Origin of the sequence: Bradyrhizobium sp., from assembly GCF_052389815.1 — a bacterium.
Lineage (GTDB): Bacteria > Pseudomonadota > Alphaproteobacteria > Rhizobiales > Xanthobacteraceae > Bradyrhizobium.
Window position 1 is genome coordinate 62,401 of record NZ_JBQTHN010000016.1, and the last position, 23,921, is coordinate 86,321.

Annotated in this window: 22 protein-coding genes; 8 read left to right on the top strand and 14 right to left on the bottom strand. The window is 57.9% G+C overall.

Annotation, left to right across the window (positions count from 1 at the left end; all coding sequences use genetic code 11):
• Nucleotides 1-7 precede the first annotated feature (7 nt).
• On the bottom strand, nucleotides 8-1,564 hold the full coding sequence (locus ACT4OC_RS04085) for a class I adenylate-forming enzyme family protein (protein WP_211377806.1): 1,557 nt from the start codon (nucleotides 1,562-1,564) through the stop codon (nucleotides 8-10).
• 218 nt (nucleotides 1,565-1,782) lie between these two features.
• Entirely contained in the window at nucleotides 1,783-3,168 is a 1,386-nt protein-coding gene (gene gor / locus ACT4OC_RS04090) for a glutathione-disulfide reductase (RefSeq protein ID WP_061979552.1), read from the bottom strand.
• A gap of 202 nt (nucleotides 3,169-3,370) precedes the next feature.
• On the opposite strand from gor, the gene ACT4OC_RS04095 reads away from it, so the two are divergent.
• A complete protein-coding gene (locus ACT4OC_RS04095; RefSeq protein ID WP_061979553.1) occupies nucleotides 3,371-4,099 on the top strand; it encodes a FadR/GntR family transcriptional regulator in 729 nt (242 codons plus the stop codon).
• Between the two features lie 87 nt (nucleotides 4,100-4,186).
• Here ACT4OC_RS04095 and ACT4OC_RS04100 read toward each other — a convergent pair whose 3' ends face one another.
• The 4 genes from ACT4OC_RS04100 to ACT4OC_RS04115 form a co-directional block, all read right to left on the bottom strand.
• Nucleotides 4,187-5,035: a carbohydrate ABC transporter permease gene (locus ACT4OC_RS04100; RefSeq protein WP_152343749.1), complete on the bottom strand. Its 849-nt coding sequence runs from the start codon at nucleotides 5,033-5,035 to the stop codon at nucleotides 4,187-4,189.
• 134 nt (nucleotides 5,036-5,169) lie between these two features.
• On the bottom strand, nucleotides 5,170-6,042 hold the full coding sequence (locus tag ACT4OC_RS04105) for a carbohydrate ABC transporter permease (protein ID WP_211377805.1): 873 nt from the start codon (nucleotides 6,040-6,042) through the stop codon (nucleotides 5,170-5,172).
• Nucleotides 6,043-6,074: 32 nt separating this feature from the next.
• Nucleotides 6,075-7,436 carry an ABC transporter substrate-binding protein gene (locus tag ACT4OC_RS04110; RefSeq protein ID WP_211377804.1) on the bottom strand — a complete coding sequence of 454 codons (1,362 nt, stop codon included), beginning with the start codon at nucleotides 7,434-7,436 and terminating at the stop codon, nucleotides 6,075-6,077.
• Nucleotides 7,396-8,556: an ABC transporter ATP-binding protein gene (locus tag ACT4OC_RS04115; protein WP_211377803.1), complete on the bottom strand. Its 1,161-nt coding sequence runs from the start codon at nucleotides 8,554-8,556 to the stop codon at nucleotides 7,396-7,398. Before ACT4OC_RS04115 ends, ACT4OC_RS04110 begins: the two co-directional genes overlap by 41 nt.
• Before the next feature lie 261 nt (nucleotides 8,557-8,817).
• On the opposite strand from ACT4OC_RS04115, the gene ACT4OC_RS04120 reads away from it, so the two are divergent.
• The 7 genes from ACT4OC_RS04120 (at nucleotide 8,818) to ACT4OC_RS04150 (ending at nucleotide 16,040) form a co-directional block, all read left to right on the top strand.
• Entirely contained in the window at nucleotides 8,818-10,065 is a 1,248-nt protein-coding gene (locus tag ACT4OC_RS04120) for a CaiB/BaiF CoA transferase family protein (RefSeq protein WP_061979556.1), read from the top strand.
• 308 nt (nucleotides 10,066-10,373) lie between these two features.
• The gene (locus ACT4OC_RS04125) at nucleotides 10,374-11,966 is read left to right on the top strand and encodes a GMC family oxidoreductase (RefSeq protein WP_061979557.1); all 1,593 of its coding nucleotides are present in this window, start codon (nucleotides 10,374-10,376) and stop codon (nucleotides 11,964-11,966) included.
• 446 nt (nucleotides 11,967-12,412) lie between these two features.
• Nucleotides 12,413-12,532 carry a hypothetical protein gene (locus ACT4OC_RS04130; RefSeq protein WP_329958366.1) on the top strand — a complete coding sequence of 40 codons (120 nt, stop codon included), beginning with the start codon at nucleotides 12,413-12,415 and terminating at the stop codon, nucleotides 12,530-12,532.
• Nucleotides 12,529-13,278 (top strand): ABC transporter ATP-binding protein, encoded by a 750-nt coding sequence (locus ACT4OC_RS04135; RefSeq protein ID WP_211377801.1) that lies wholly within the window; start codon nucleotides 12,529-12,531, stop codon nucleotides 13,276-13,278. The genes ACT4OC_RS04130 and ACT4OC_RS04135 overlap by 4 nt, the downstream gene beginning before the upstream one ends.
• Nucleotides 13,279-13,586: 308 nt before the next feature.
• A complete protein-coding gene (locus ACT4OC_RS04140; RefSeq protein ID WP_211377800.1) occupies nucleotides 13,587-14,297 on the top strand; it encodes a helix-turn-helix transcriptional regulator in 711 nt (236 codons plus the stop codon).
• A 94-nt stretch (nucleotides 14,298-14,391) separates the two neighbouring features.
• Complete coding sequence (locus tag ACT4OC_RS04145; RefSeq protein WP_061979585.1) at nucleotides 14,392-15,024, top strand: acyl-homoserine-lactone synthase; 633 nt, start codon at nucleotides 14,392-14,394, stop codon at nucleotides 15,022-15,024.
• Between the two features lie 62 nt (nucleotides 15,025-15,086).
• Nucleotides 15,087-16,040: a LysR family transcriptional regulator gene (locus tag ACT4OC_RS04150; protein WP_061979559.1), complete on the top strand. Its 954-nt coding sequence runs from the start codon at nucleotides 15,087-15,089 to the stop codon at nucleotides 16,038-16,040.
• Here the strand turns inward: ACT4OC_RS04150 and ACT4OC_RS04155 are convergent.
• From ACT4OC_RS04155 to trbE, 8 genes are read right to left on the bottom strand one after another with little or no spacing between them, the layout of a single operon-like run.
• Nucleotides 16,013-16,255: a DUF2274 domain-containing protein gene (locus ACT4OC_RS04155; RefSeq protein WP_061979586.1), complete on the bottom strand. Its 243-nt coding sequence runs from the start codon at nucleotides 16,253-16,255 to the stop codon at nucleotides 16,013-16,015. The genes ACT4OC_RS04150 and ACT4OC_RS04155 overlap by 28 nt on opposite strands.
• A gap of 7 nt (nucleotides 16,256-16,262) precedes the next feature.
• Entirely contained in the window at nucleotides 16,263-17,465 is a 1,203-nt protein-coding gene (locus tag ACT4OC_RS04160; protein WP_061979560.1) for a TrbI/VirB10 family protein, read from the bottom strand.
• Complete coding sequence (trbG, locus tag ACT4OC_RS04165) at nucleotides 17,462-18,436, bottom strand: P-type conjugative transfer protein TrbG (protein WP_444837710.1); 975 nt, start codon at nucleotides 18,434-18,436, stop codon at nucleotides 17,462-17,464. The genes ACT4OC_RS04160 and trbG overlap by 4 nt, the downstream gene beginning before the upstream one ends.
• Nucleotides 18,437-18,438: 2 nt before the next feature.
• A complete protein-coding gene (gene trbF / locus ACT4OC_RS04170; protein ID WP_061979562.1) occupies nucleotides 18,439-19,119 on the bottom strand; it encodes a conjugal transfer protein TrbF in 681 nt (226 codons plus the stop codon).
• A 48-nt stretch (nucleotides 19,120-19,167) separates the two neighbouring features.
• Nucleotides 19,168-20,379, bottom strand: coding sequence for a P-type conjugative transfer protein TrbL (gene trbL / locus ACT4OC_RS04175; protein WP_444837711.1), 1,212 nt, complete (start codon nucleotides 20,377-20,379; stop codon nucleotides 19,168-19,170).
• Nucleotides 20,380-20,382: 3 nt separating this feature from the next.
• Nucleotides 20,383-20,748, bottom strand: a complete 366-nt coding sequence (trbK-alt, locus tag ACT4OC_RS04180; protein ID WP_329958365.1) for a putative entry exclusion protein TrbK-alt — start codon at nucleotides 20,746-20,748, stop codon at nucleotides 20,383-20,385.
• Nucleotides 20,748-21,479, bottom strand: coding sequence for a P-type conjugative transfer protein TrbJ (gene trbJ / locus ACT4OC_RS04185; protein WP_061979565.1), 732 nt, complete (start codon nucleotides 21,477-21,479; stop codon nucleotides 20,748-20,750). The genes trbK-alt and trbJ overlap by 1 nt, the downstream gene beginning before the upstream one ends.
• Nucleotides 21,479-23,917: a conjugal transfer protein TrbE gene (gene trbE / locus ACT4OC_RS04190; protein WP_444837712.1), complete on the bottom strand. Its 2,439-nt coding sequence runs from the start codon at nucleotides 23,915-23,917 to the stop codon at nucleotides 21,479-21,481. The genes trbJ and trbE overlap by 1 nt, the downstream gene beginning before the upstream one ends.
• Between the last annotated feature and the right edge of the window lie 4 nt (nucleotides 23,918-23,921).

Sequence of the window (23,921 nt, forward strand, 5' to 3'; positions counted from 1 at the left end):
TAATTCGTTAAACTGAGGTAGCCGCTGACAGCGACTCCTCGGCGCGCTTTTTCAAGTCGTGCTTTCTAATCTTCCCGTTCGGGGCTACTGGAAGTTGCGGCAAGACAATGATCTGCTGCGGCTTCTTGTATGGTGCGAGCTGCCGCTCCACGAGCGCGAGCAGTTCGGCCACTTCGATGGTGCTTCCAGGGGTCGGCTCAACGAAAGCGATGATCTCCTCGTTACCCTCGATTGATCGCCCGACTACAGCGGAATTCAGAACCGCCGGATGAGAATTGAGGACAGCCTCGATTTCGGGCGGATAGACGTTGAAGCCGGACCTGATAATTAGCTCCTTCGACCGCCCTTGGACCACCAGTTCGCCGCCCGGCGACCGGCTGACGATATCTCCGGTTTTCAAATATCCTTCGCGATCGATCGCCTCCGCGGTCTTGTCCGGCTGACCATAGTACCCCAACATCACATTGGGCCCGCGGACGAGCAGTTCGCCCGCTTCGCCATCGGGTACTTCCCGCCCATCAGGTCCGACGATCTTGGTTTCGATTCCCGGGATTGGGGGTCCGATGTTGATTTCGTTGCTTCCCATGGCATACAGCGTCCGACTGATGGTCGGAGACGTCTCGGTCAGCCCGTAACCATTATGAAGCACCACGCCGAACACTCGCTCGACGCTCTGTCGCAGAGACAGATCGAGCGGTGCCGTTCCGGTATAGACATAACGAAGGTTATTGGGCGTGAGCTTGATATTGTTCTGATCGACGTAAGCGATGATCCGCGACAACATCGCAGGAACGGCATTGAAGGCGGTCAACGAACCATCCACGACGGCGTCGATTGCTTGCGTGAGAGAGAACCTCGGCATGATCCGCAGGTGTGCGCCGACAAACAACATACCTTGCAGCAACGTCAACCCGTACGAATGAGAGATCGGCATAACGCAAAGCGTGACGTCCTCGGGAAAGAGCGTGTTGGTTCTTTTGCCCCGGCCCGCCACGTAAGCGAGGTTGCGATGACTGAGCATCACTCCCTTCGGGCGACCGGTAGTCCCCGTCGTGTAGATGAGAACTGCAACCTGACGGGCGGGATCCTCATAGACCTCCTCGGGAACGGCGCTCGCCTCCAACTTACCGACCTTGATCGCTTCAATCCCCGTGAACGCTTCGGCTTCCGCGCCGCGCCGGCACGCCGCAGCATCTGCTTCCGCCGATATTCCATGCGTATAGAATACGCGTCTGGGCTTGCAATCACTCTCAATGGCGTCCAGTTCGTGCGGGCCGAGCCGTGCGCTCGTCATCACTGCCCATGCATCAAGCCGGCTCGCCGCATACATCAGGACGATGGCGCCGATTGAATTCTCGCCCACCACCATGACCCGATCACCGGGACGGATCCCTAGACGCGCCAAGTCACCTGCAACGGCCTCGATCGTATCGATCAGTCTCCGATAGGACCAAACGATGCCCCGCTCGTCAGTAAGAGCCGGCCGGGATGCTCCTGCTTTGGCCCCCTCATCCACAATGAGGTGGATGCGTCGCGGCAGGCTAGTCAAATAATCCACTTCCATGGTGGGCCCAATCTTCTTCGCCAGAACTTCCGCATCCAGCTCCTCGACTACAAGCGGCTGCGGATGGCGAGGTTAGTCTGTTGCTGGATTGTCACCGATATATTGGTAGGACCAGTTTGGTATGATCACAATCGTATTGTCAAGTGCGTTTTGAGCGGCGCCGCATAACGGCGCGCGCCAAAGGCCTGAACTCGCACAATCGATCGAAATTGAGCTTTCTAAGCCGCCGCGTCGCGCACGTAACGTGCAGTGCGGGTACGCATAGTCACCAGTTCCTCGGCGGAGGTCGGGTGCAGCGCCATAGTGGCGTCGAAGTCCGCCTTGGTAGCCTTCATCTTTACGGCAATGGCGATGACCTGAACCAATTCGGCCGCGTCCGATCCAACGATATGGCAACCCACGACGCGGTCGCTCCCCGCGTCAACCACCAGTTTCATCAACACCCGCGACTCGCTGCCGGACAGCGTCGCCTTCAACGGGCGGAACGCGGCCTTGTAGACATCAACGATAGCGAACTGCGCCCGCGCCTGCGCCTCGGTGACGCCCACGGTGCCGACCTGGGGCTGCGTGAACACGGCGGTCGGAATATCGATGTGATCGACCTTGACCGCCCGCTTGCCGAAAATCGTATCGGCGAAGGCGTGGCCCTCACGGATCGCTACCGGCGTCAGATTGAAGCGATGGGTGACGTCGCCGACCGCATAGATATGTGGCACCGAGCTCTGCGAGGCTTCGTTGACGGCGATGCCTCCGTTATCCGGGTTGATGGCGACGCCGGCTTTCTCCAGCCCGAGATTTGCGACGGCGGGGTGACGGCCGATGGCGAACATCACCTTGTCGGACGCGATGCTGGAGCCATTCGACAGGTGCGATGTGTACCGATCGTCGTGCTTCTCAATCCCGTCGACCGTGCAACCGGTCAGGATGGTAATGCCGTTCTTCTCCATCTCATCGCGGACATGGGCGCGGACGTCGTCGTCGAAGCCACGCAGGATGTTGTCGCCGCGATAGACCACAGTCACGAGGGAACCAAGGCCCGAGAAGATGCACGCAAACTCCAGCGCGATATAGCCACCGCCCTGGATCAGGATACGCTTCGGCAATTCGGGTAGATGAAATGCTTCGTTCGATGAGATGACATGCTCGATGCCGGGAATGGCCTTGCCGTGGTTCGGTGCGCCGCCCGTGGCGATCAGGATATACTTCGAGCGCACCTTCCTGCCGCCGTCGAGCACCAGCGTATGCGGGTCCTCGAACACGGCGCGCGACTTGATCACCTGCACGCCAGATTTCTCCACGTTGGTGGTGTAGGCCGCTTCCAGCCGGGCGATCTCCTTGTCTTTGTTGGCGATCAGGGTGGCCCAGTCGAACGTCGCCGGCGGAACGGTCCAGCCCAAGCCCGCGGCATCCGCGATGTCGTGGCTGAAATGCGAGGCGTAGGCGAATAGCTTCTTCGGTACGCACCCGCGAATGACGCAAGTGCCGCCCATCCGATATTCCTCGGCGATCATGACGCGGGCGCCATGGCCAGCGGCGATCCGCGCGGCGCGCACGCCGCCCGAGCCGCCACCTATGACAAACAGATCCGTCTCAAAGCTATCCATGCCGGGAAATCAATTCTTTAGGTGGATTTGGCGGGTTTCAGATGCTTCAATTTCCTCAACCTGATATCTATTGAAGCAGGGCGGATTCGACCGAGATCCTCAAGATTCCTCCAAAGTACTGGTCGACCAATTTGGTCGGCCATGATTAGCTACCAAGGAAATCGAAATCAAGTGTTCGGCAGGACCAGGCAGGATATTTTAGATGACTGAGCGAAATCGAACCGACAAGCTTGAGGCTCCTTCGAACGCCATCGGAAAGATCCTTTCCTTCATCCGTGAGCGCCGCTATCAGCCCTCCGAACGGTTGCCATCAGAACGCGACTTTGCGGAAAAGTTCGACACCAGTCGCGGCGCGGTTCGAGAGGCTCTGGCCGCACTTGAAACCATGCGAGTGATAGAACGGCGCCCAAATTCTGGAATCTATCTGCGAAAGATCGAAGAGAGCAGCATCGATGCTCTAGTGCTTTATGCTGAATCCGGAGTTCCATTCGAGGCCAAGGAAATCGCCGACGTCATGGAGGTCCGGCGCATGCTCGAAGGGCAGGCGGTCAGGTTGGCCTGCACACGCAGGACCGCGGACAACATTCGCGAGATCACCGCCATACTTGAAGAGACCAACAAGCGCCTATCTAAAAAGCAAAGCATAGAGCGCGAGGACGAGGCGTTCCATCTTGCGATTTTTTCTGCAACCAAGAACGACATTTTGCTGCGCGTGGCGAGATCGTTCTACGAACTGTCCAGGCATCGACGGAAGGTCTACTTTGCCGACCAAAATCGAGGTCGACAATCTTACGAGGACCATTGCACCATCTTGGAAGCGATCGAAGAGCGGCGGGTAGGCCTAGCCGAACAACAGATGAACGCTCACCTCTCGCGAACAGTGGAGGCATGGCAATCGCTTCTAGGGGAAACCAAAGTCACAAAACGTTAGTCTTGCCGGGCACCCCGTCCGCCATCTCTACGCGAAATACCCACGGTCTAGCGCGAAGCACGAGGACGTGCTTCGCTCGAACAGTGCCTAACCTTTGAGCGCACCCGCCGTCAGCCCTGCGACGAAATATCGATAGCAGAACATAAAGATAACGAACAACGGCAGAGCAATAAGGGTTGCGCCGGCGAGTATCTCACCCCAACGCAGATCTTGCGCGCCAAGCATTGATGCCAAGCCCACGGGCAATGTCTTGCGATCATCACTCATGATGAGGATGAGCGCGAATACGTAGTCCGCCCAGGACAGCAAAAACGAGAAGATGCCGACCGTAATCAAGCCGGGGGCCGAAAGCGGAAGGACCACCTTGATGAAGGCGCCGAATTGGGAACAGCCGTCCACCATTGCCGCTTCCTCCAGATCGAACGGCATCGATTTGAAAAAGCCCCATAGCAGCCACACCGCCAGCGGCAGCGAAATCGCCAGGTGAGCGATTAGCAGGCCCCACAAGCTATCGGCTAAGCCAGCTATTCGGAACAAGGCGGACATCGGAATAACCAACATCAATGGCGGAAACATGTAGGCGAACAGCATGGACGCGACCAACGTCGTTTTGCCCCGAAACCGCAAACGCGTCGCTCCATAAGCAATGAATGATGACAGCGTCGTCGCCACGGCAATCGTAGCCATAGCCATCATGACGCTATTAACGAAATTCGCCGGATAATTCGTAAGCTGCAAGAGTGACTTGTAAGAGCTTAGATCGGGCGGCCAGAAAACCAAGGATGAATCCAGGAATAGCTTTTCGGGCGACCTCAGACTGGAGAGGATCATCCAGTAGATCGGGAAGAAGGAATAGATGCAGATTAGCGCAACCGCGGCATACAAACCGACGCGGCCGGCAATCTGCTTCGGCGACTTGCCGTAATACCGCGTCATTTTCCCGTGCGAGACTGAAGGTGTGGAGTCTGAGATTTCTCTTCCTGAGCCGCTAGAGCTATGCAACATCCGCACCGCTCGTGAACCAACGACGACAGCGGCAGCAGAGCGGGCTTGATTTTGAGTCGACATCGTCATCGTCCCTGCTTGGCCTCGTCGATCGGAAAAACCCTGAGGTAAATCAAGATAATGCTCGCCAACATCAAGAACGAGATGGTGGCGACAGCGGCCCCCCCTCCCAAGTCGAACTCGAGAAACGCTTTTCGGTAGGCCAACGTGGGAAGCGTCTCGGTTTCGTTGAGCGGTCCGCCCTTCGTTAGAAGCCAGATCACGTCGAACTTGTTGAACATCCAGATCCCTCTCAGGAGGATGACCACGATCAACACTGACCTCAATCCTGGCAGCGTGACATGCCAGAATTGCTTCATAACCCCTGCTCCATCGACCCGGGCCGCTTCATACAGTTGACCCGGAATGGATTGAAGGCCGGCAAGAACACAGGTCACGACAAACGGCGTCCAGATCCAAACGCTAACAAGGACAATAGTCGCCTTCGCGCTCGTTGAATTACCTCCCCAATCGAACATCCCATATCCGAATGACGCGAAGACACTCTTGAGAAGGCCGTAGTTGGGATCAAGAATCCACTGCGTGATGAGGCAGGCGACGACCGTCGGAAGAAAATACGGCACGATTGAAAGCGCCCGCACGACAGTCTGCCCCACAAACTGCCTATTGAGGACGAGCGCAATGGTGACGCCGAGAACGACTTGCAGCACGATCGCTGAGATGGCGATCGTGACACCGTTTAACAGCGAGCCCCAGAACAGCGGCTCACTAAGAACCTTCACGTAATTGCCAAGTCCCACCCACTGCGGCGGGTCGATGAACGACGCCGCTGTGTAGAAGGAGAGCTTTATCGAATAGAGGAGAGGTCCGCCAACAATTGTACCGAGTACCAGTACACCCCCGATGAACAAACCGATGATTCGCCAGTCCTGTCGCATAACCTCGGGCCTCTATTCACCAGTTCCGATGCTCAGCCAATTTTTCGGATTCGATCGGCGGCGGCTTTCACGCAGTCGCTTGACGACATGTTCTTAAGAACCCGATTTTGCAGCATCTCCGGCATAATGTTCGCATCAAAGACCTTGCACGGTCGCAGATCAAACGACGGACCCGTCATATCTATTGAGTTAAGAACCGTCTTGCTGTCTTCATCAATGAACGACTTCATCTGCTCCATCGTCGCCCAATGCTTCTGAATCATCGGATGATTTTTCCACCGCGGATCTTCGTAAATGTCCAATCGCGCCGGTTGGAAATTCATCCAGGCGGAGTGCAGCCAGCGAATATAGTGCTCGTCAATAAACCATTGTAGAAACTTAAAGGCCGCCTCAGTCTGCTTAGTCTTGTAAAGAATAAAGCCATCGAAGGCGAAGGACAGTGCGTTCTGCTTACCAGCACTGTCTGGAGAAGCGAAAATGCCATACTTGTTTGCGAGGTCCGGATTGCGAGCTTCCAGCGCCTCGACTACGCGGCCCGAATAGACGGTATGCGCAACCTTTCCTGTCGCGAACAGACTCATCAGCTCAGCATAGCTGACCGTGTTCATGCCAGCCGGCATCGTTTTATAAAGATCGGCATATAGATCGAGAAAACGGCCGGTCGGTCCGGCATTCTCCGGCGCATCGAGAACGACGTTCCACTTGTCGTCATAAAACTTCGGCGCGTCTGCAAACAAGTTGCCGAAGCTCGCCCAGTTGGTGGCACTGTCACTCGCGAGCGGTATGACGCACCCCCCTCGCTCTATGTTGCCATCCTTCGCGACAGTCAGCGCCCGGCAATTCTCAAGGAACTCGGCCCATGTGTTGGGAACCTTCAGGCCCTTCTCCTGATACAGATCTTTTCTGTAGAAAACCGTCACCAAATTGTAGTCATAGGGATAGAACCAATTTTCTCCCTTATATGACCAGGTTCCCTGCTTCCCCCACGAATATTTTTTGACAAGATCCGTCAACGGCACGATGTGACCCGCCATCGCGTATTGCAAGATGTGCGCAATGTATCCCGCCGTGGCGATATCGTAAGGAGCGCCAGCATTGATGGCCGCCATCGACTTCGCATAACCACCACTAATCGGCGTCGAGTCGACGACGATTTTTACGCCGAACTTGCTCTCGTATTCATTGCACGCATCGCGCAAGGCCGATTGGCTCGCAGCAGTCGTTTCAGCGTTCAAAATGCGAAGCGTTACCCCGGACTGTGCGTTGACATAGGGCGCGGAAAGTGAGCCCGCGATGCCAGCTGCTGCACCAGCCGTCGTTTTGAGAAAACGCCGCCGATCGATGTCGCTCACGTTAGCCTTGGAGCTCGGCGCGCCTAAGCTGAGCTTGTCCATGAAGTTCTCTCCCGTTGCCATTTTCGCCTTTCGTCGAGGTCCGCCTCAGTGTCTTGCCGCTCTCGCGCGAGAACAGGTGCAACTTCTCTTGAGACAAATTCACAAAAATTCGGTCGCCCGCCCTCAGCGCATCGTCCCGAGCAAATACCGCGCGGATTTTGTTGCCATCGATCTTACCCAGCACATAGGTTTGCGCGCCGATTTGCTCGACCAAGCCGACTACCAGCTCAAAAGCCGTGGAGGTTTCCGCGCGCTCGATGTGCTCGGGCCTAATGCCAAGCGTGACATCCCTTTCCGCTCCGGAGAATGACTGGGCAGGCAAGTTGACGCTCAAACCGCCGGAGCGCATTACGAGCGCGCCCCCGTCGCGCATCAACCCGCCATCAATCAGGTTCATCTCTGGAGACCCGATGAAAGTCGCCACGAAGGCGTTCGCGGGCCGATCATAAAGGTCAAGCGGACTGCCCGCCTGTTGGATGAATCCGTCACGCATGATCACGATACGATCGCCGAGCGTCATGGCCTCGACCTGATCGTGGGTAACAAATATCATCGTCGCGCCCAATCGGGCGTGTAGCGTCGCAATCTCCTCGCGCGTCCGGACCCGCAGCTTCGCATCAAGGTTCGAGAGGGGTTCGTCGAGGAGGAATACGTCGGGATCTCTGACTAACGCGCGACCAAGCGCTACGCGCTGCATCTGACCACCCGACAATTGGCGTGGCTTGCGCTCCAGCAGGGCCTCCAATCCGAGACTTGATGCCGCGCTGCGCACCCGACGATCGATCTCATGCTGTGGCGTCCTACGGACCCGAAGGCCGAAGGCCATGTTTTCGAAGACCGTCTTCTGTGGATAGAGAGCGTAGTTCTGAAAAACCATCGCAATGTTGCGATCTTTCGGCGGAAGCGCGGTGACGTCCCTTCCGTCGATCAGAATCTTGCCGGATGTGACGTCATCTAGACCGGCGAGCATTCGCAACGTCGTGGACTTGCCGCAGCCGGACGGGCCGACGAACACGACCAGTTCGCCATCGGCAATATCCAACGAAAAGTCCTGAACGGCCCACGGCCCTCGATCTCCTCCAAAGGATTTCGCGACATTCTGAAGAGTTACTCGCGCCATACAGCCAGACCTTCACGTTCTTCCCGGTATTTTCATTAATTGGCTAAACCAATTTGGCTGGACCGTATGTCGCGTGATGCGCGGTGTCAAGCAGCTCCAATCCCGCAATCATGCGCGACTCTTCGACGCGACCGGCAATCACGCTGCCCATCAACCGCGATCGGCATTTCATTTGGTTTGACCAATCTGGTCGTTCCACATATAGTTAGTGCGGCCCCGCACGGCGCGCGGCTATTTGACCGCAGACTTCAAGGAAGCGTGATGGCTGGACCGTTGGCAGGTTATCGAGTGCTGGATCTTTCGAGAATCCTCGCGGGGCCTTGGTTAGCGCAGTTGCTGTCTGATCTAGGAGCCGAGGTTTGGAAGATCGAACGCCCTGGCACCGGCGACGATACGCGGCAGTGGGGCCCGCCCTTTCTGCGGAAAGACGGTGGAATTGATACGACCGAAAGCGCGTATTTCCTGAGCGCCAATCGCGGCAAGCATTCGATATGCGTCGATATATCGACTGACGAGGGTAGCGCCATTGTGCGCGCACTTGCCCAGCAAGCCGATCTCGTGATCGAGAACTACAAGGTCGGCGACATGGCGCGTTACGGCCTCGACTACGAGGCGCTTAAAAGCGTCAAGCCTGACATCATTTACTGTTCCATCACCGGCTATGGCCAGACCGGCCCGATGAAGGACGTCGCAGGATACGATATGGCCATTCAGGCCATCGGCGGCCTGATGAGCATTACCGGAGAGAGTGACGACAAGCCAGGCGGGGGTCCCCAGAAGGTCGGGGTTCCGATCGTCGATATTCTCACTGGCATGTATAGCGCCGCCGGCGTCATCTCCGCATTACTGCATCGCGAACGCACCGGAGAAGGACAGCATATCGACATGGCACTGCTGGACGTCCAGGTCGCGGTTCTCGCCAACCAAAATTTGAATTTCCTCACGACCGGCACGCCGCCGAAACGGTTCGGCAACGCGCATCCAAACATCGTTCCATATCAGGTCTTCAGAACCAGCGACGGTTCCTTCGTGCTCGCCGTTGGTAATGATCAGCAATTCCGGAAGTTCTGTGCAGCTACTGGTTTAAGCGGCCTGGCAACCGATAGCCGTTTCGTCACTAACACCGATCGGCTTAAGAATCGTGATCAACTCATCCCCCTGCTCGATGCGCATCTGATACAGCAGGCGACCCAGCATTGGATTTCCATTCTGGAGCCCGTGGGCGTGCCTTGCGCACCGATCAACCGGCTGGATCAGGTGTTCGCTCACCCTCAGGTTATCCATCGGGAGATGCAGGTCAATCTTCCTCATTCTTCCGGAACAACAGCCCCTCTCGTCGCCAATCCGATAAAGTTTTCCGGAACGAAGATCGAATATGCCAAAGGACCGCCGCGGCGAGGCGAGGATACTGCAAACATCCTCAAGTCGATACTGAAGTACGACTCGGCGGCCATCCAAGATCTAAGTGAGCGACGGATCATCGATATCGGACGTCCCGAAGTCGGCTAGGGGCCAAGAGCCCATATCACTCGTCGAATCGTCTCTTGGTCCGGCTGGATGGCAGGTTTGGCAGGAGCGAGCAGCAAAACGGCGAGCCCTGCGCCGAGGAGCAGGAACGCGGCCACGATCCTCCGGTATTGAAACATGAGACGAGCTCTCCGTTGACTACCAGGCCTTCGTCGCTATAATTGGATCGACCTTATTGGTAGGACCAATTATAGTTTGGCGATGGCTTTTGCAAGTCGGGAAGGCCTGACCTTGGCGAAACTGGTCGCAAAAACGAACCGATCGTCGGCTTTTGAAATAGGGGACGGAGGATGAAGCTCTCGAAATACGATTATATCGTTGTCGGCGCAGGATCGGCAGGATGCGTGCTCGCCGCTCGATTGAGCGAAGATCCCAACGTCAAGGTGTTGCTGCTCGAGGCCGGACGTCCCTCTTCTTCAATCTTCGTTCACATGCCGGCGGGCATTCGCGTGCTCTACACGAGTCCGAAGCATAACTGGCAATTTTGGACCGAACCGCAGACCGAACTCAACAATCGCAAGATCTATATTCCCCGTGGCAAGGTGGTGGGAGGGTCGTCCGCCATCAACTCCATGATTGCGATCCGGGGAAATCCTCAGGATTACGACTCATGGGAAGCGCAAGGCTGTCGTGGGTGGGGGTACGAAAACCTCCGCCCCTACCTTAGAAAAATCGAGGACGCCGCCCAGGTAACGTCCCAGCCCGATCAGGACCGAGGTTATTCGGGTCCGATCCGACTTTCTTATGGCGTATTGCAGCATCCAATCTCGAAGGCATTTATTGAGAGCGCCAAGTCGGCAGGCCTCCCCGAGAACAACGGCTTCAATGGTCCGTCTCAGATGGGCGCAGGCTTCTACGAACTTACGATTTCAGACGGCAAGCGTTCAGGTGCTTTCAAGTTTCTCGACCAGGGGAAAGGACGAAGCAATCTGACCATCATGGCCAACACTCAGGTTCGGCGCCTCGCGGTCGAAGGCACGCGCGTTCGGGGTGTTGTCATTGACCACAACGGGCGTGAGGTCACCGTTTCGGCCGAACGAGAAGTCTTGCTGACTTCCGGGGCCATTGGTTCGCCGCAATTACTGATGCTGTCAGGAATTGGACCGGCCGATCACCTCCGTTCACTCGGCATCAAGCCGGTGCTCGATTCCGCCGGCGTTGGAAGCAATCTGCAAGATCATTTGGATTGTGCGATTCGATTGGAGGCGTCGCAGCCGATCACACTGACGCCGTACATTGGATTGATCAGAGGTGCCTTGGCTGGCGCACAATATATGCTCCGAGGAACAGGGCCCGGCACCTCGCAGGGCGTCGAAGCCGGAGCCTTCTGGGGGCCCGATAAAACCTCATCGTGGCCCGAGTGGCAGGCTCATCTCATCGTCGCGCTTCGAAACCCGCCGCCGGGCGAGCGCGTCCCACACGGCTTTGCCATTCGTGTATGTCAGCTTCGCCCGAAGAGTCGTGGAACGCTGCGCCTGCGATCGGCCGATCCCTTCGTTGCGCCGGCGATCGACCCCCGCTTTCTATCCGATGAAAGTGATTTCGTCAGTATGCAGGAAGGCGTTCGGCAGATGTGCGAGATCATCGATCAGCCGGCGCTCCTAAAGCAGATTAAGCGCAAACTCGATATCGATCCGTTTACCAGCGCGGAATCCCGCAAGAAGTGGATACGAGCCCGCGCAGAAACGATCTACCACCCGGTCGGAACATGTCGCATGGGTGAGGATCGCGACGCCGTAGTCGATAGCAAGCTTCGGGTTCGGGGCATCGATAATCTACGCGTTATCGACGGTTCGCTTATGCCAACCGTGATCAGCGGAAACACCAATCTGCCGATCATGGCCATGGCGGAGAAAGCTGCAGAGTTGATTGCGGGGAAGTGACCCAATGTTCTCTCCTCAATGGCAGGAACAGTCTGAACCCTTGCCTTTCATCACACAGGCTATCGCTTGATTTCCCGTGATCCCGCTCGTTGTCGGCGGTCTGACGCGAAGGCGTCAGTAAATGGCAGCAAGCGCCGAAGCGCGCCCTCCCTAGACTGCCCGGGGTCCGATGACGGGTCCCGGGCTCCTTTTATGGATTTGAGGACCCTTTTGGACGTTACCCGCAATTGTCAACGACGTCCGTGCTGCTCTGATTGTTCGATAAGGAAGGTCTAACTGGGACAGCCTTTGCTCGCGCGTTGGCGGGAAAGCCAAAACTCCTCCTACTCGACGAGCCGGCAGCCGACCTTAATCACGTTGAAACCGATGAGATACGCGCTCTGATTCAACAGATAACCGAGACGGGCGTTACGGTCGTGTTGGTGGAACATGACATGAAGCTCGTCATGCAGGTTTCCACACGGATCTTAGTTCTCGATTACGGAAGGAAGCTGGCAGAAGGAAGTCCGGACGAAGTAAGGGTAGATCCTCAAGTTGTCAGTGCATATCTGGGCGCAGCCGCATGAGTCATATCCCTGAGCAATCCGCGGCCGACTCGCTGGCAAAGGGGCTTCTCGAAGTGAGGAGGCTGAAAGCTCGATATGGTCCGATAGAGGTCCTGCATGGGCTGGCGCTTTCAGTGGACAAAGGGCAGCTTGTTTCGCTGGTTGGTGCCAACGGCGCCGGTAAGACGACGTTGCTGCGTGTGCTGTCCGGGGTTCATCCCGCAAGCGAAGGCACAGTGATGTTTGGCGGGCAGGATATCTCGCGCGTCTCCTCCCACGCCCGCGTTTCGCTGGGCATTTGTCAGGCGCCCGAGGGGCGCCAGGTGTTCGGGCCAATGTCGGTCGAAGACAATCTTCTTCTCGGCGCCTATCGTCGTCGGAACGCGCAACTGTCCGAGCGAATGGAGCAGGTCTATCTGCTCTTTCCCGTGCTGAAGGAGAAGCGGAGATTGCTCGCGGGGACGCTTTCCGGTGGTCAGCAGCAGATGCTGGCGATCGGGAGAGCACTGATGGGCGAACCACAGTTATTGTTACTGGATGAGCCGTCTCTTGGTCTGGCGCCGCTCTTCGTTGCCGAGATATTGCAGGTGATCGACCGTCTGCGCGAACAGGGAATGACTATTCTCTTGGTGGAACAGAATGCTCGAGCCGCTCTGGCGATGGCCGATTTCGGCTATGTCGTGGAGACTGGACGAATAGTGAAGTCGGGATCGGGGCGAGAACTACTGGGAAGCGACGACGTGAGGCGAGCCTATCTCGGCATGTAAATCGCCGAAAACGAGGTGGCTGGGAGAGATGCATGATCAACCGGCGAATATTCTTAGCTACGATTCACGCGCTTTTGGGCGGGCTGTCTGCCAGCGAGGTCGACGGCCAGGAAGGTTTTATTCGCGGGCGGTGCCGATTTTGGTTCGCAGCAAAGGATGGCACTAGGCGAAACGGCTGTCTCCACTGAGCAGGACCGGACCATTTTTCCGGTGTCAAAGTGCGCGTTAGAAATTGCGATCGTTCCGATGTCGGGAAGCAACTGCGATCTCTTCGCGCTGCGATGCCAACCTAGCAACTGGTCGAACACATGCATCGCGAGTTTCAGAGATTTATTGATCTGCTGTCGGTCGCTAGTGATCGCCACGCGTTTTTGGAAGCGATAACAGTCACTGCGACCGCGCTAGACTTGCCTTGCTTCGCATATCTCGCGCTAACCAAAGAGCCACTTGTAATCTCGACATATCCTCCCAACTGGGTTGCACACTATGTACGGAATAGTTACGAGCGTCTCGACCCTGTAATCTTGCAGGCGTTGCAAACTGGGGCCCCCTTTCGGTGGGGACAGGGCGTATCCACGACGTACCTCTCTCCAGCCCAACATGAACTGTTTGAAGAAGCGTCTCAATTTGGGATTCGATCTGGTTTCACGGTTCCGATTCACGATGGTCGCGGCCCAGTTGCTGCCCTGACCTTTGCCTCCGATCAACGAAGCTCTACGTTCAACAAGTGCATAGATTCCAACGAACGTGCACTTCAATTGATTGCATTGTATTTTCATGCGCACGTCCGCAGCGTGTTGCGCAATGACCACAGCGTTGACGGAATCCGCCTTTCACCGCGCGAATTTGAATGTCTTGAATGGTCTTCTCGTGGCAAATCGGCTTGGGAAATCGGGAGCATTCTAGGCATCTCTCGACGAACCGCCGCCTTTCATCTGGACAATGCCCGAGCAAAACTCGGCGTTCGCACGGTTCGTCAGGCAGTCGTTCGGCTAGCTGAGTCAAGATATCGACGATAATCGGCAATTTCCCGCAAGCACGCTGTGCAGGTGCACAGGGTGCATCGAGGCATTTTGTTTGCTTTCACTGCCAATACAGAGCAGGGAGGCAATAATGTTGCAACTCATAGCGCCGGAACACTACGGCGAATTCATCGACGATTTAGCTGAGATGCACCGGCTGCGCTATCGCGTCTTCAAACAGCGTCTGGATTGGGATGTTCAGGTCAGTGGCGACATGGAGGTAGACGAGTTTGATGTCCTTCGACCAGTTCATCTACTGCATAGGTCGACTGATGGTCAAATTCAGGGGTGCGTCCGGCTTCTCCCGTCCATGGGACCAACCATGCTTCGAGACACTTTTCCAATTCTTCTGGGGGGGCAGCCGGCACCACGAAGCGATCACGTGTGGGAAAGCAGCCGATTCGCTCTTGATCTTCATCCAGATGCACCGAAAGCGGCAGGCGGACTTGCTGCCGCTACCTACGAGCTCTTTGCAGGCATGATCGAGTTCGGTTTGTCTATTCGGCTAGCCGAAATCGTGACGGTTACCGACACCCGCATGGAACGTATTCTTCGACGCGCCGGGTGGCCCCTTCGTCCAATCGGAAAGCCTCGTCCCCTCGGAAACACTATTGCGGTCGCGGGTTACCTGGAGGTGTCGACTGATGCCCTGGTGCGCATCCGGAGCGCGGGCCGCATCTCATGCCCGGTGCTGTGGGCTCCAGTGATGCGAGCGGCCGCTTAAGGTTTCGGATTGTGACGCATGAATAGACACATTGCCGCATATTGCGCAGCAAGTTTTTCCAAATGAGCAATTTCAAAGGACCAGGTCACTCCCTGCGCGGCAGCAAAGCTCTCGAGTTGAAACACCTGCGATCGGCCGTCGCTGCCGCCGAGTGTGGCAGCTTCCGTCAGGCCGCGGAACTGCTGAGATTGCAACAGTCGACTCTCAGCAGATCAATTCGCCAGATTGAACATGGCCTTGGCATTACGATTTTCGAGCGATCAAGCGGAGGTGTGAAGCCCACGCGCGCAGGCCGCAGCGTTCTTCGCCTGGCAAGAGCTATTCTTGAAGAATTTGACGCGCTTGTAGCTACGGCCAAGTCCTTACAACGCAGCGAGACAGGGCGGCTGGCCATCGGCTTTTGTACGTCACTTTCGGCTGGAAACCTGAAAGCCACATTACTCGACCTCAAGCAGCGTTTCCCGCAAATCGACCTTGCGACCGTCGAGCGATCACGGACGCGCCTGGCAACGGCACTTCGCAGTGGCGTGCTCGATATCGTCATTGTAACAGGAAGCCAGCCACCATTGGACAGCAAGACTATGTTGTTGTGGAGCGAGCGTGTTCTAGTGGTTCTCCCCGAGGATCATCCTCTTACTGCGCGCGAAACTGTCTACTGGACCGACCTCCGCGGCGAGACCGTGCTGCTAAGCCATTACGATCCTGGACGGGAATTTGAAGATCTTCTAGGCTCGAAGCTAGTCTTGCCTGAGGATCGTCCGAAGATCGAGCGCCACGACGTTAGTTGCGGCATTATCAAGAGCCTGATCAGCATGAAGCGAGGCATCAGCCTGGTGCTCGAATCTGACATGGAGGCCAATTTTGCCGGATTGGTCTACCGGGAGCTGCGCGATGGCACGGGGCCAAGCCGGTTCGACTATTCGGCCTATTGGCGAGCGGACAATGAAAACCCCGCCTTGAACGCCTTCCTGAAGATGCTCTCCGAGCGCTATCTTTCGCCTGGCTTGGCGACATGACGCGCTCGGCGAACTTTCAAGAAACTTCTGTCCGCTGCCATGAATCGCGCCAACATGGGCGCGATAAGCTTTGTTGGATCAGTGATCGATTGGCCGGTCTCGAGTGCGAGAATTTCGGCATAAGTGACGAGATCCCGGTGGACAGCTGCCGGCAATTCGTGGGTCACCTTGATCGGTTTGTCGTCTTCGATTGCTCCGAGCTTGAGCTTAGCCATCGTCATTCTATCCTTTGTAGGGCTCGAGCACCAAATCGCGGTTGATGATGACCCGGACTGGGAATCCCGGACGGACCGTTAACGTTGGCTGGACGTTGAGATTGCGGCGAACCAGCTGTTGGCCTGTTTGATTGAGGGAATTCCCCGCGCCGCGTCGTAACGCCTGAATAATAGCGCCGTTCGTATCGTTAACGTCTGCGCCCGAATTCACCTCAGTGCCGACGGCGAGTAGAGTGGATAGCGCTGCTGCTCCGAGTAACTCTTTCCAGTGGTTATCGACCTGATCTTCAAGACCGGAATATCCCGCGGCATCAGCGCCGGGCTGACGCTCCAATACGATTGAACGTCCATTCGGCATGATGAGACGAGTCCAGACGAGGAGGACGCGGGACTGCCCAAATGCTACCTGGCTGTCATAGGCCCCGATCAGTCGCGCGCCTTGCGGGATCAGCCGGGCTCGCCCGGTAGGAGTGTCGTAGACATTTTCAGTCACTTGCGCCGTGATCTTGCCCGGCAGATCTGACCGGATCCCAGTGATGAGAGCCGCCGGAATGATAGTCCCCGCTTGGACAACAAAGGGGGATGCTGGCCTCACCAAGCGATCGGGGCTTGTTGTCCGCCGATCGATAGGTGCATTGACGAAGGCGAGTTTTCGGTCCTGGCCATTTTGGGTAAATGACTCGTCTGAGGACATCGTCCCGTTTGAAGGCGTCTCGTTGGACGCTGATCCGGCGGCCGGTGGGCGGATGGCGGTGTTGGCAAACACCTTGCTGATGCGCGCCGCCTCGGTTTCCTGATTGACGCGCTGCTGTTCGGCATCGATGGCCAGCGAGCTAGTCGATGACCTCTGTGCCGCAACAATGGGACGGCCGAGATCGCCGGGCAAAGGTGGTCCAAGACGCGGCACGTCTTGGGAAATTCCGGCATAATCCTTCGGCAGGCTCTTGAGCTCATCAGCAACGTTGTGGCGATCGGTCGAGTGGAGTTCTTCTCGAGCCGGACCCTGCTTTGACCTGTCCTGCAAAGACCACAACACCGCGCCACAGATGATGGAGAAAGCCAAAGCGGTGACGCCCGCAAGCACCTTACGTGACAGACGCGTGACCTGCGGCTGATCGGGTCGCAGCCGTAGAGTTTCGGCGATCTTTTCGGGTTGCTGTGGCCGAGAAGCTTCGTTGGATGACGGGTTCGCCTGATCGGTACCGGTCACATCGACCTCCCATCGCTTCGAACAATTCGCACCTTCTGTTGGTTCTCGCCTCCCAATCTCAATTCAGCGGCGGCGAACAGCCGATCCACGATCAACACGTTCCGGTAGGCCCGGTAGTTGACGAGCTCGGTACTACCCTCAGCTCCCATGACGAAGAGCGGCGGCATCTCGCCCTGGCCGATGCCAGGCGAGAATTCGATGTAGACCTTGCGGCCGTCGTCATACGCGTTGACGGGACGCCATGGTGGATTGTCTCCCTCAATGGCGTAGCGATACAAACGCTGCGCTTGATCCGGAATGATCGGCGTCGGTGGCAGAGCTCGACCAAGCACGGCGCGATCTTCCGGGTAGAACCATGCAACCGACGGCATATACGGTTTTTCACGGGAGCGCAGCTCAATCAGGTAGGTCCGCCGATCGGTGTTGATGACAAGATTGGTCTCGATCGCGGGGCGTGTCGGCTTGACCATGATGTGGACACGGCGGGTGTCGCCGCTGCCACTCTCGGTATCGCCAACTACCCAGCGCACGGTATCTCCTGCGGAGACTGGTCCCGAGCCGATGAGTTGTTCACCGGGCTCAAGCGCAATGTCCGTGATCTGTCCCGGCGCGGCATAGACTTGATAAAGGGCACCCGGACTATACGAGAACACCTGCACGGCATTGAAGTAGCCGGTTTTGCGAGGCTCGACACGAGCGGCATCGTTCGCGCTTTCAATTCGCTCGATCGGCTCCTTCGCCTCCCCCTTCTTGCCGCCGCGTGCCGCCTTCCATACCGGTGGGACATGCAACGGTCGCGGACGATCGTCGGCAAGCGCCGACAGTTCGGGAAGTGACGGTACTTCGCTGTCATAGCTGATCTGGGGAGGCTTGAACGCGGTACAGCCTCCGAGCGCTGACAAACAGATCAGAAGACCCAGAGGCAGGCGCGGCTGAATCCTCTGTAGCGCAGCAACGAGACTTGATGGCATGGCTATCCCAGCTCCTTCGACCAGTTGATCGCATTGACGTAGATGCCGAGTGGATTCTTGCGCAGCCGATCGAGATCGCGCGGCGTTTCCACGATGATGGTAAGAATTGCGGTCCACCGTTCGGTCACGGCAAGCTGACCGTTCTCGTACCGGCGTTCGATCCAGGCGATCCGAAAGCTGTCGGGAGACGCCCGAATAACGCTCGAGACTTCGACAGCGACCTGTGTCTTGCCGATCTTGTCGAAGGGATTGTTGTTGCGCGCATAGTCATTGAGCGCAGCCGCGCCGCGGTCCGTCGTGAAGTCATAGGCACGCAACCAATCCTGGCGCAGGACAATGGCGTCCATCGGCAGGCCACGCACATGTTCGATGAACCTGGCGAGGTGAAAGGTAATCTGCGGATCGGAGGGTTGATAAGCCACGTTAGCAGGAGCGACACTTCTTGCCTCGCCTAGCCGGTCAACTTCAACAACCCACGGCGTGACGGTCCCTTGGGCTGACTGCCAAACTAGAGCTCCGGCGAATCCCGCGGCGAGGGCCAGACAGCCAAAGGCCATCAGTCGCCAGTTCCTGGCCTGAACGCGGGCCGACCCGATGCGGTCATCCCAAACCTGGGCGGCTCGTTGATAGGGAGTTACCGGCTCCGGCGCGCGGCCATAGTGAACGGCCGATCGTTTGAACATGCTTTGACCTCAAGACAGGACTGAGAACGGAGTGCGAGAAATCGAGCGTCATTGGTCCTTCTGCGAGAGATCGACAGATCCGCCGCTCCCGCCGTGATCGCCTGAACGGACCGCTTGCGTTGCGGCTGACGCTCCATGACTGATGGTCTGCGCCCGCTTCATGCGACGAACCCAAGAGGGCGTGCCTTCGGATGACGTTGAAGAAGGATCATCGACATCGCCGCCACGGCCGCTTCCAGCCATACGAGCGGCGGCTGAGCGCAAGGGACTTGCGGGAGCGGAAGCGCTCGCCTTAGCAGTACCGGATAAGCTACCGGCCCGGAGCGCGCTGGAGGCGCCACCGGCACCGGAGGCTGCGCTGCCGGCCAGTCCAGCGCCGCTGGCCGCGAGACCCGCTCCTGCCGCGACCACGCCGCCGGCAGCCAGCCCTGTGCCAACGGCTGCGCCGGCACCAAGCTGCGGGCCTCCGGAGACGATACCGTTGGCGATACCGGGTCCGAAGATACCCAGGCCCAACAAGGCAAGAGCGCCCAGTACCAGCGCCATCGCGTTCTCGATCGTCGGCTGGTTGCCGCCGAACCCGGCCGTGAACTGCGCAAACAAGGTCGACCCAATGCCGACAATGACGGCAAGCACTAGAACCTTAACGCCGGAGGAGATCACGTTGCCGAGCACGCGTTCTGCGGCAAAGGCGGTCTTTCCAAACAGGCCGAACGGGATCAACACAAAGCCGGCGAGCGTCGTCAGCTTAAATTCGACTAAGGTGACAAAGAGCTGAATGGCCAGAATGAAGAAGGCGAGCAGCACCACGATCCAGGCAAACAGCAGGACCGCGATCTGGACGAAATTTTCGAAAAAACTGACATAGCCCATCAGCCCCGAAATCGACTCAAGGATTGGGCGACCGGCGTCGAGTCCGACTTGCGCGATACGGCCCGGCCGCAGAAAGTCTGCTGACGAAAGGCTCGTGCCCGAGGCCTTCAGCCCCAAGCTCGCAAAACTCTCGAAGACAATGCGGGCGAGGCTATTCCAATTGCCGATCAGGTAGGCAAAGACGCCAACAAACAGCGTCTTCTTGACGAGGCGGGCGATGATGTCCTCGTCTGTGCCCCAGGACCAGAACAGGCCTGCCAGCGTAAGATCGATCACCGCGAGCGTGGTGGCGAGATATCCGACGTCGCCTCCTAGTAACCCGAACCCGGAATCGATATAGCGAGTGAAAGTTTCCAAGAACTGGTCGATGACGCCGGTACCACCCATTGGTCACTCGCTTTGCGCTGGCAAGAATGGATAGCCCGATGTGAGGCGGCTTTCGTCCTTAGGCGGCACTGGAGATGAAGGTCGCGCATTCGCCTCCGGATGTGTTGAGGACCCGTTCTGACCGAAGAACTGACGACGCGTCTCGGCCCAGATCTTTTTGCATTCGAGAAGAGCGTCTCGCTCGTCGGAACTGACGGTACGACATTGCTCGAGCTTTGCCGCCGTCGAGTCGGACTTCGGAGTAAGGGACCTGCGAGGTTCGGTGTGACTTTCGTCGTCGCGCAGGCGGATTGCGCAGGCAGCGACGACCAGGACAGCAATGAAGACGGCAGCGACCCTCGGGAGCCGCTCAAGTCTGTTGGTCATCATCAGTGGAACATCTGCACGGTTGTCGGTTGATAACGACCTCGGGTCAGGAAACGCCGCAGCTGCTCCCTACCCTGGTCCTGGGCCGCCGCTCTTTGAGCGGCCTCCAAGTTTTGCGCTCGCCCTTGTGCGGCGACGGCGGCGGTGAGATCGGCAATCTGCTGTGCCTGAAGCGCCAGAAGCTGATTGCCGGCCTGACTTGCCTGCAGCGCGCCTGCTGCGCCTTGGCTCGCTGTCACCAAAGCCGACATCTGGGTCCGGTTGGTTTCTAGATTGCCGACGACGGTTGCCTGCACCCGCATGGCGTCTTGCAGACCCGCCACCGCGTTCTGCCAGCGTGTTTGTGCGTTGGCGGTAAGGGTCTGGTCAGGCATGTTCGCAGAGGCCGGCGCGTAGGTGGTGGAGAACGCGCGATCGATCTGCTGGACGTCGTAGGCAATCCGCTGCGCCTGAGAGAGAAGCTGTTGCGTGCGCTGGATCGACTGCTCAAGCTGCTGCAAGGATGAGTACGGCAGGCTTGCCAGGTTCTTGGCCTGATTGACCAGCATCTGCGCTTCGTTTTGTAGCGAGGTGATCTGGTTGTTGATCTGCTGCAGTGCGCGCGCCGCCGTCAGTAGATTCTGCGCGTAATTGTTGGGATCGAAGACGACCAACTGCGCCACGGCCTGCCCAGGCGCTTGAGCAGCGACAATTGCAATGAAACTCGCTGTCAAGAGCGTACGGAGACGACTCATCAGAAGCCTCCGTCCTTGGCGAGCTGCGGAATGAGATCGCAAGCCCATCCAATGTCGCGTGCCCTAAGCCAGCCGGCGACGAAACCCTCGCTTCCGTGTTCGGCTAGTACCCGCTCAATCAGAGCCTGATCCGCCTTCAACGAAGCCGCGGTAAACGCGAGCGCGACTTCGCCAAGCCCAAGCTCGAACAGCCGATTTCCCCGGCGGGACTGGCAATAGTAGTCCCGCTTGGGCGTCGCGCGGGCGAGGATCTCGATCTGGCGGTCATTGAGGCCAAAGCGCCGGTAGATGGCCGTGATCTGCGGCTCAATAGCGCGATCGTTCGGCAGGAAAATTCGGGTCGGGCAGCTCTCGATGATGGCCGGTGCAATTGCCGAGCCGTCAATGTCGGCCAGTGATTGGGTGGCGAAGATGACGGAGGCGTTCTTCTTGCGAAGCGTCTTCAGCCACTCGCGGAGCTTGCCGGCAAAATCGGCATTATCAAGCGCAAGCCAGCCCTCGTCGATGAGGAGCAGGGTTGGACGGCCGTCAAAGCGATGCTCAATCCGGTGAAACAGATAGGAAAGAACTGGTGGCGCGACGGTTGTCCCGATCAATCCATCGGTCTCGAAAACCTGGACTGACGAATCCCCCAGCCGCTCGTGTTCGGCATCGAGCAACCGGTCATACGGACCCCCGAGGCAATAGGGTTGCAACGCCCGCTTCAACGCATTGGATTGCAGAAGAACGGCGAGCCCTGTAAGGGTACGCTCCTCGATCGGCGCCGACGCAAGCGAGTTTAGCGCTGACCAAACGTGGTCCTTGGTCTCTGGCGTCACCTCGATCCGTTCGCGAACCAGGATCGAAGCGATCCATTCGGCTGCCCAGCCCCGCTCCGAGACGTCATCAATGCCCGCGAGCGGCTGGAGAGCGACAAACTCGGAGGATTCTCCTGCGACGGAACCGCCGAGGTCATGCCAGTCGCCGCCCATGGCAATCGCGGCAGCACGGATCGACCCGCCGAAGTCGAAGGCAAAGATTTGCGCGTCGGGATAGCGGCGGAACTGCAGCGCCATCAGCGCCAGCAGCACCGACTTGCCGGCGCCGGTCGGGCCAATGACAAGGGTGTGTCCGACGTCACCGGCATGCAGCGAAAACCGGAACGGGGTCGAACCTTCCGTCTTACCAAAGAACAGCGGAGGCGCCTTCAAGTGATGGTCTCTCGCCTCTCCGGCCCATACCGCCGACAGCGGAATCATATGGGCGAGGTTCAAGGTCGAGATCGGCGGCTGGCGGACGTTGGCATAGACGTGTCCCGGCAGGCTACCGAGCCAGGCTTCGACAGCATTGACGGTCTCCACCATGCAGGTGAAGTCCCGGCCCTGGATCACCTTTTCGACCAGCCGCAGTTTTTCATCGGCCGCCTGCGGATCCCGATCCCAGACCGTGACCGTGGCTGTAACGAAGGCCTGGCCGATCTGATCCGAGCCCAATTCCTGCAGCGCGGCATCAGCATCGATCGCCTTGTTTTGCGCATCAGTATCGAGAAGACTTGAAGCTTCGTTGGTCATCACCTCCTTCAGGATCGCCGCGATCGACTTGCGTTTGGCGAACCACTGGCGGCGAATTCTTGTAAGCAGCTTGGTCGCATCAGCTTTGTCGAGCATGATCGCCCGGGTTGACCAGCGATACGGGAACGCCAACCGGTTGAGGTCGTCGAGAATTCCGGGCGTGGTCGCCGTCGGAAATCCGACTACGGTCAAACCGCGAAGATGCGCCGCGCCCAGCAACGGTTCAAGACCACCGGTCAGGGACTGGTCCGCAAGCAGCGCGTCGAGATACATCGGAATCTCGGGCACGCGAACGCGATGCCGTTTGGTTGAAATCGTGGAGTGAAGATAAGTGAGCGTTGCCTCGTCATCGAGCCAGCCGCATTCCGGCATAAAGCCCTCGACGAGCTGCAAGACGCGACTGGTCCGATCGATAAAGCCGCTGAGCACCTCGCGCGCATTTGCCCCTAGGGTGCGATGGCTGCCCTCGTACAGCAGCTGCTCCGCCATGGCGGCGCCCTCCTCCGGCGGAAGATAGAGGAAGGTCAGGTAATAGCTCGATTCAAAATGAGCGCCGGCTTCTCCAAACTGCGCCCTACGCTCTGCGTCGACCAACGCGGACGCAACATCCGGAAATGTATCGGGGGGATAGGCTCCGGCCGAGTGGCGCTGGGCCTCGACGAATATCGCCCAACCGGAGCCCAGACGACGGAACGCGTTGTTCAGACGCCCCACGACCGCGACAAGTTCAGCTGGTACGGCGCTGTCGAGATCCGGTCCTCTGAACTTTGCTGTCCGCTGAAACGAGCCGTCCTTGTTGAGGACGATCCCCTCATCGACGAGCGCAGCCCAAGGCAGGAAGTCGGCAAGGCGGGTGTTCGAACGGCGATATTCGGCGAGGTTCATCATGGAG

Coding starts and splice junctions, on each gene's coding strand:
- trbF (WP_061979562.1), bottom strand. CDS start 19,119: ATGTTCAAACGATCGGCCGTTCACTATGGCCGCGCGCCGGAGCCGGTA.
- ACT4OC_RS04145 (WP_061979585.1), top strand. CDS start 14,392: ATGTTGCAACTCATAGCGCCGGAACACTACGGCGAATTCATCGACGAT.
- ACT4OC_RS04140 (WP_211377800.1), top strand. CDS start 13,587: ATGCATCGCGAGTTTCAGAGATTTATTGATCTGCTGTCGGTCGCTAGT.
- trbJ (WP_061979565.1), bottom strand. CDS start 21,479: ATGAGTCGTCTCCGTACGCTCTTGACAGCGAGTTTCATTGCAATTGTC.
- ACT4OC_RS04135 (WP_211377801.1), top strand. CDS start 12,529: ATGAGTCATATCCCTGAGCAATCCGCGGCCGACTCGCTGGCAAAGGGG.
- trbE (WP_444837712.1), bottom strand. CDS start 23,917: ATGATGAACCTCGCCGAATATCGCCGTTCGAACACCCGCCTTGCCGAC.
- ACT4OC_RS04130 (WP_329958366.1), top strand. CDS start 12,413: ATGCAGGTTTCCACACGGATCTTAGTTCTCGATTACGGAAGGAAGCTG.
- ACT4OC_RS04115 (WP_211377803.1), bottom strand. CDS start 8,556: ATGGCGCGAGTAACTCTTCAGAATGTCGCGAAATCCTTTGGAGGAGAT.
- gor (WP_061979552.1), bottom strand. CDS start 3,168: ATGGATAGCTTTGAGACGGATCTGTTTGTCATAGGTGGCGGCTCGGGC.
- ACT4OC_RS04095 (WP_061979553.1), top strand. CDS start 3,371: ATGACTGAGCGAAATCGAACCGACAAGCTTGAGGCTCCTTCGAACGCC.
- ACT4OC_RS04125 (WP_061979557.1), top strand. CDS start 10,374: ATGAAGCTCTCGAAATACGATTATATCGTTGTCGGCGCAGGATCGGCA.
- trbG (WP_444837710.1), bottom strand. CDS start 18,436: ATGCCATCAAGTCTCGTTGCTGCGCTACAGAGGATTCAGCCGCGCCTG.
- ACT4OC_RS04150 (WP_061979559.1), top strand. CDS start 15,087: ATGAGCAATTTCAAAGGACCAGGTCACTCCCTGCGCGGCAGCAAAGCT.
- trbK-alt (WP_329958365.1), bottom strand. CDS start 20,748: ATGATGACCAACAGACTTGAGCGGCTCCCGAGGGTCGCTGCCGTCTTC.
- ACT4OC_RS04155 (WP_061979586.1), bottom strand. CDS start 16,255: ATGGCTAAGCTCAAGCTCGGAGCAATCGAAGACGACAAACCGATCAAG.
- ACT4OC_RS04120 (WP_061979556.1), top strand. CDS start 8,818: ATGGCTGGACCGTTGGCAGGTTATCGAGTGCTGGATCTTTCGAGAATC.
- ACT4OC_RS04110 (WP_211377804.1), bottom strand. CDS start 7,436: ATGGACAAGCTCAGCTTAGGCGCGCCGAGCTCCAAGGCTAACGTGAGC.
- ACT4OC_RS04085 (WP_211377806.1), bottom strand. CDS start 1,564: ATGGAAGTGGATTATTTGACTAGCCTGCCGCGACGCATCCACCTCATT.
- trbL (WP_444837711.1), bottom strand. CDS start 20,379: ATGGGTGGTACCGGCGTCATCGACCAGTTCTTGGAAACTTTCACTCGC.
- ACT4OC_RS04105 (WP_211377805.1), bottom strand. CDS start 6,042: ATGCGACAGGACTGGCGAATCATCGGTTTGTTCATCGGGGGTGTACTG.
- ACT4OC_RS04100 (WP_152343749.1), bottom strand. CDS start 5,035: ATGACGCGGTATTACGGCAAGTCGCCGAAGCAGATTGCCGGCCGCGTC.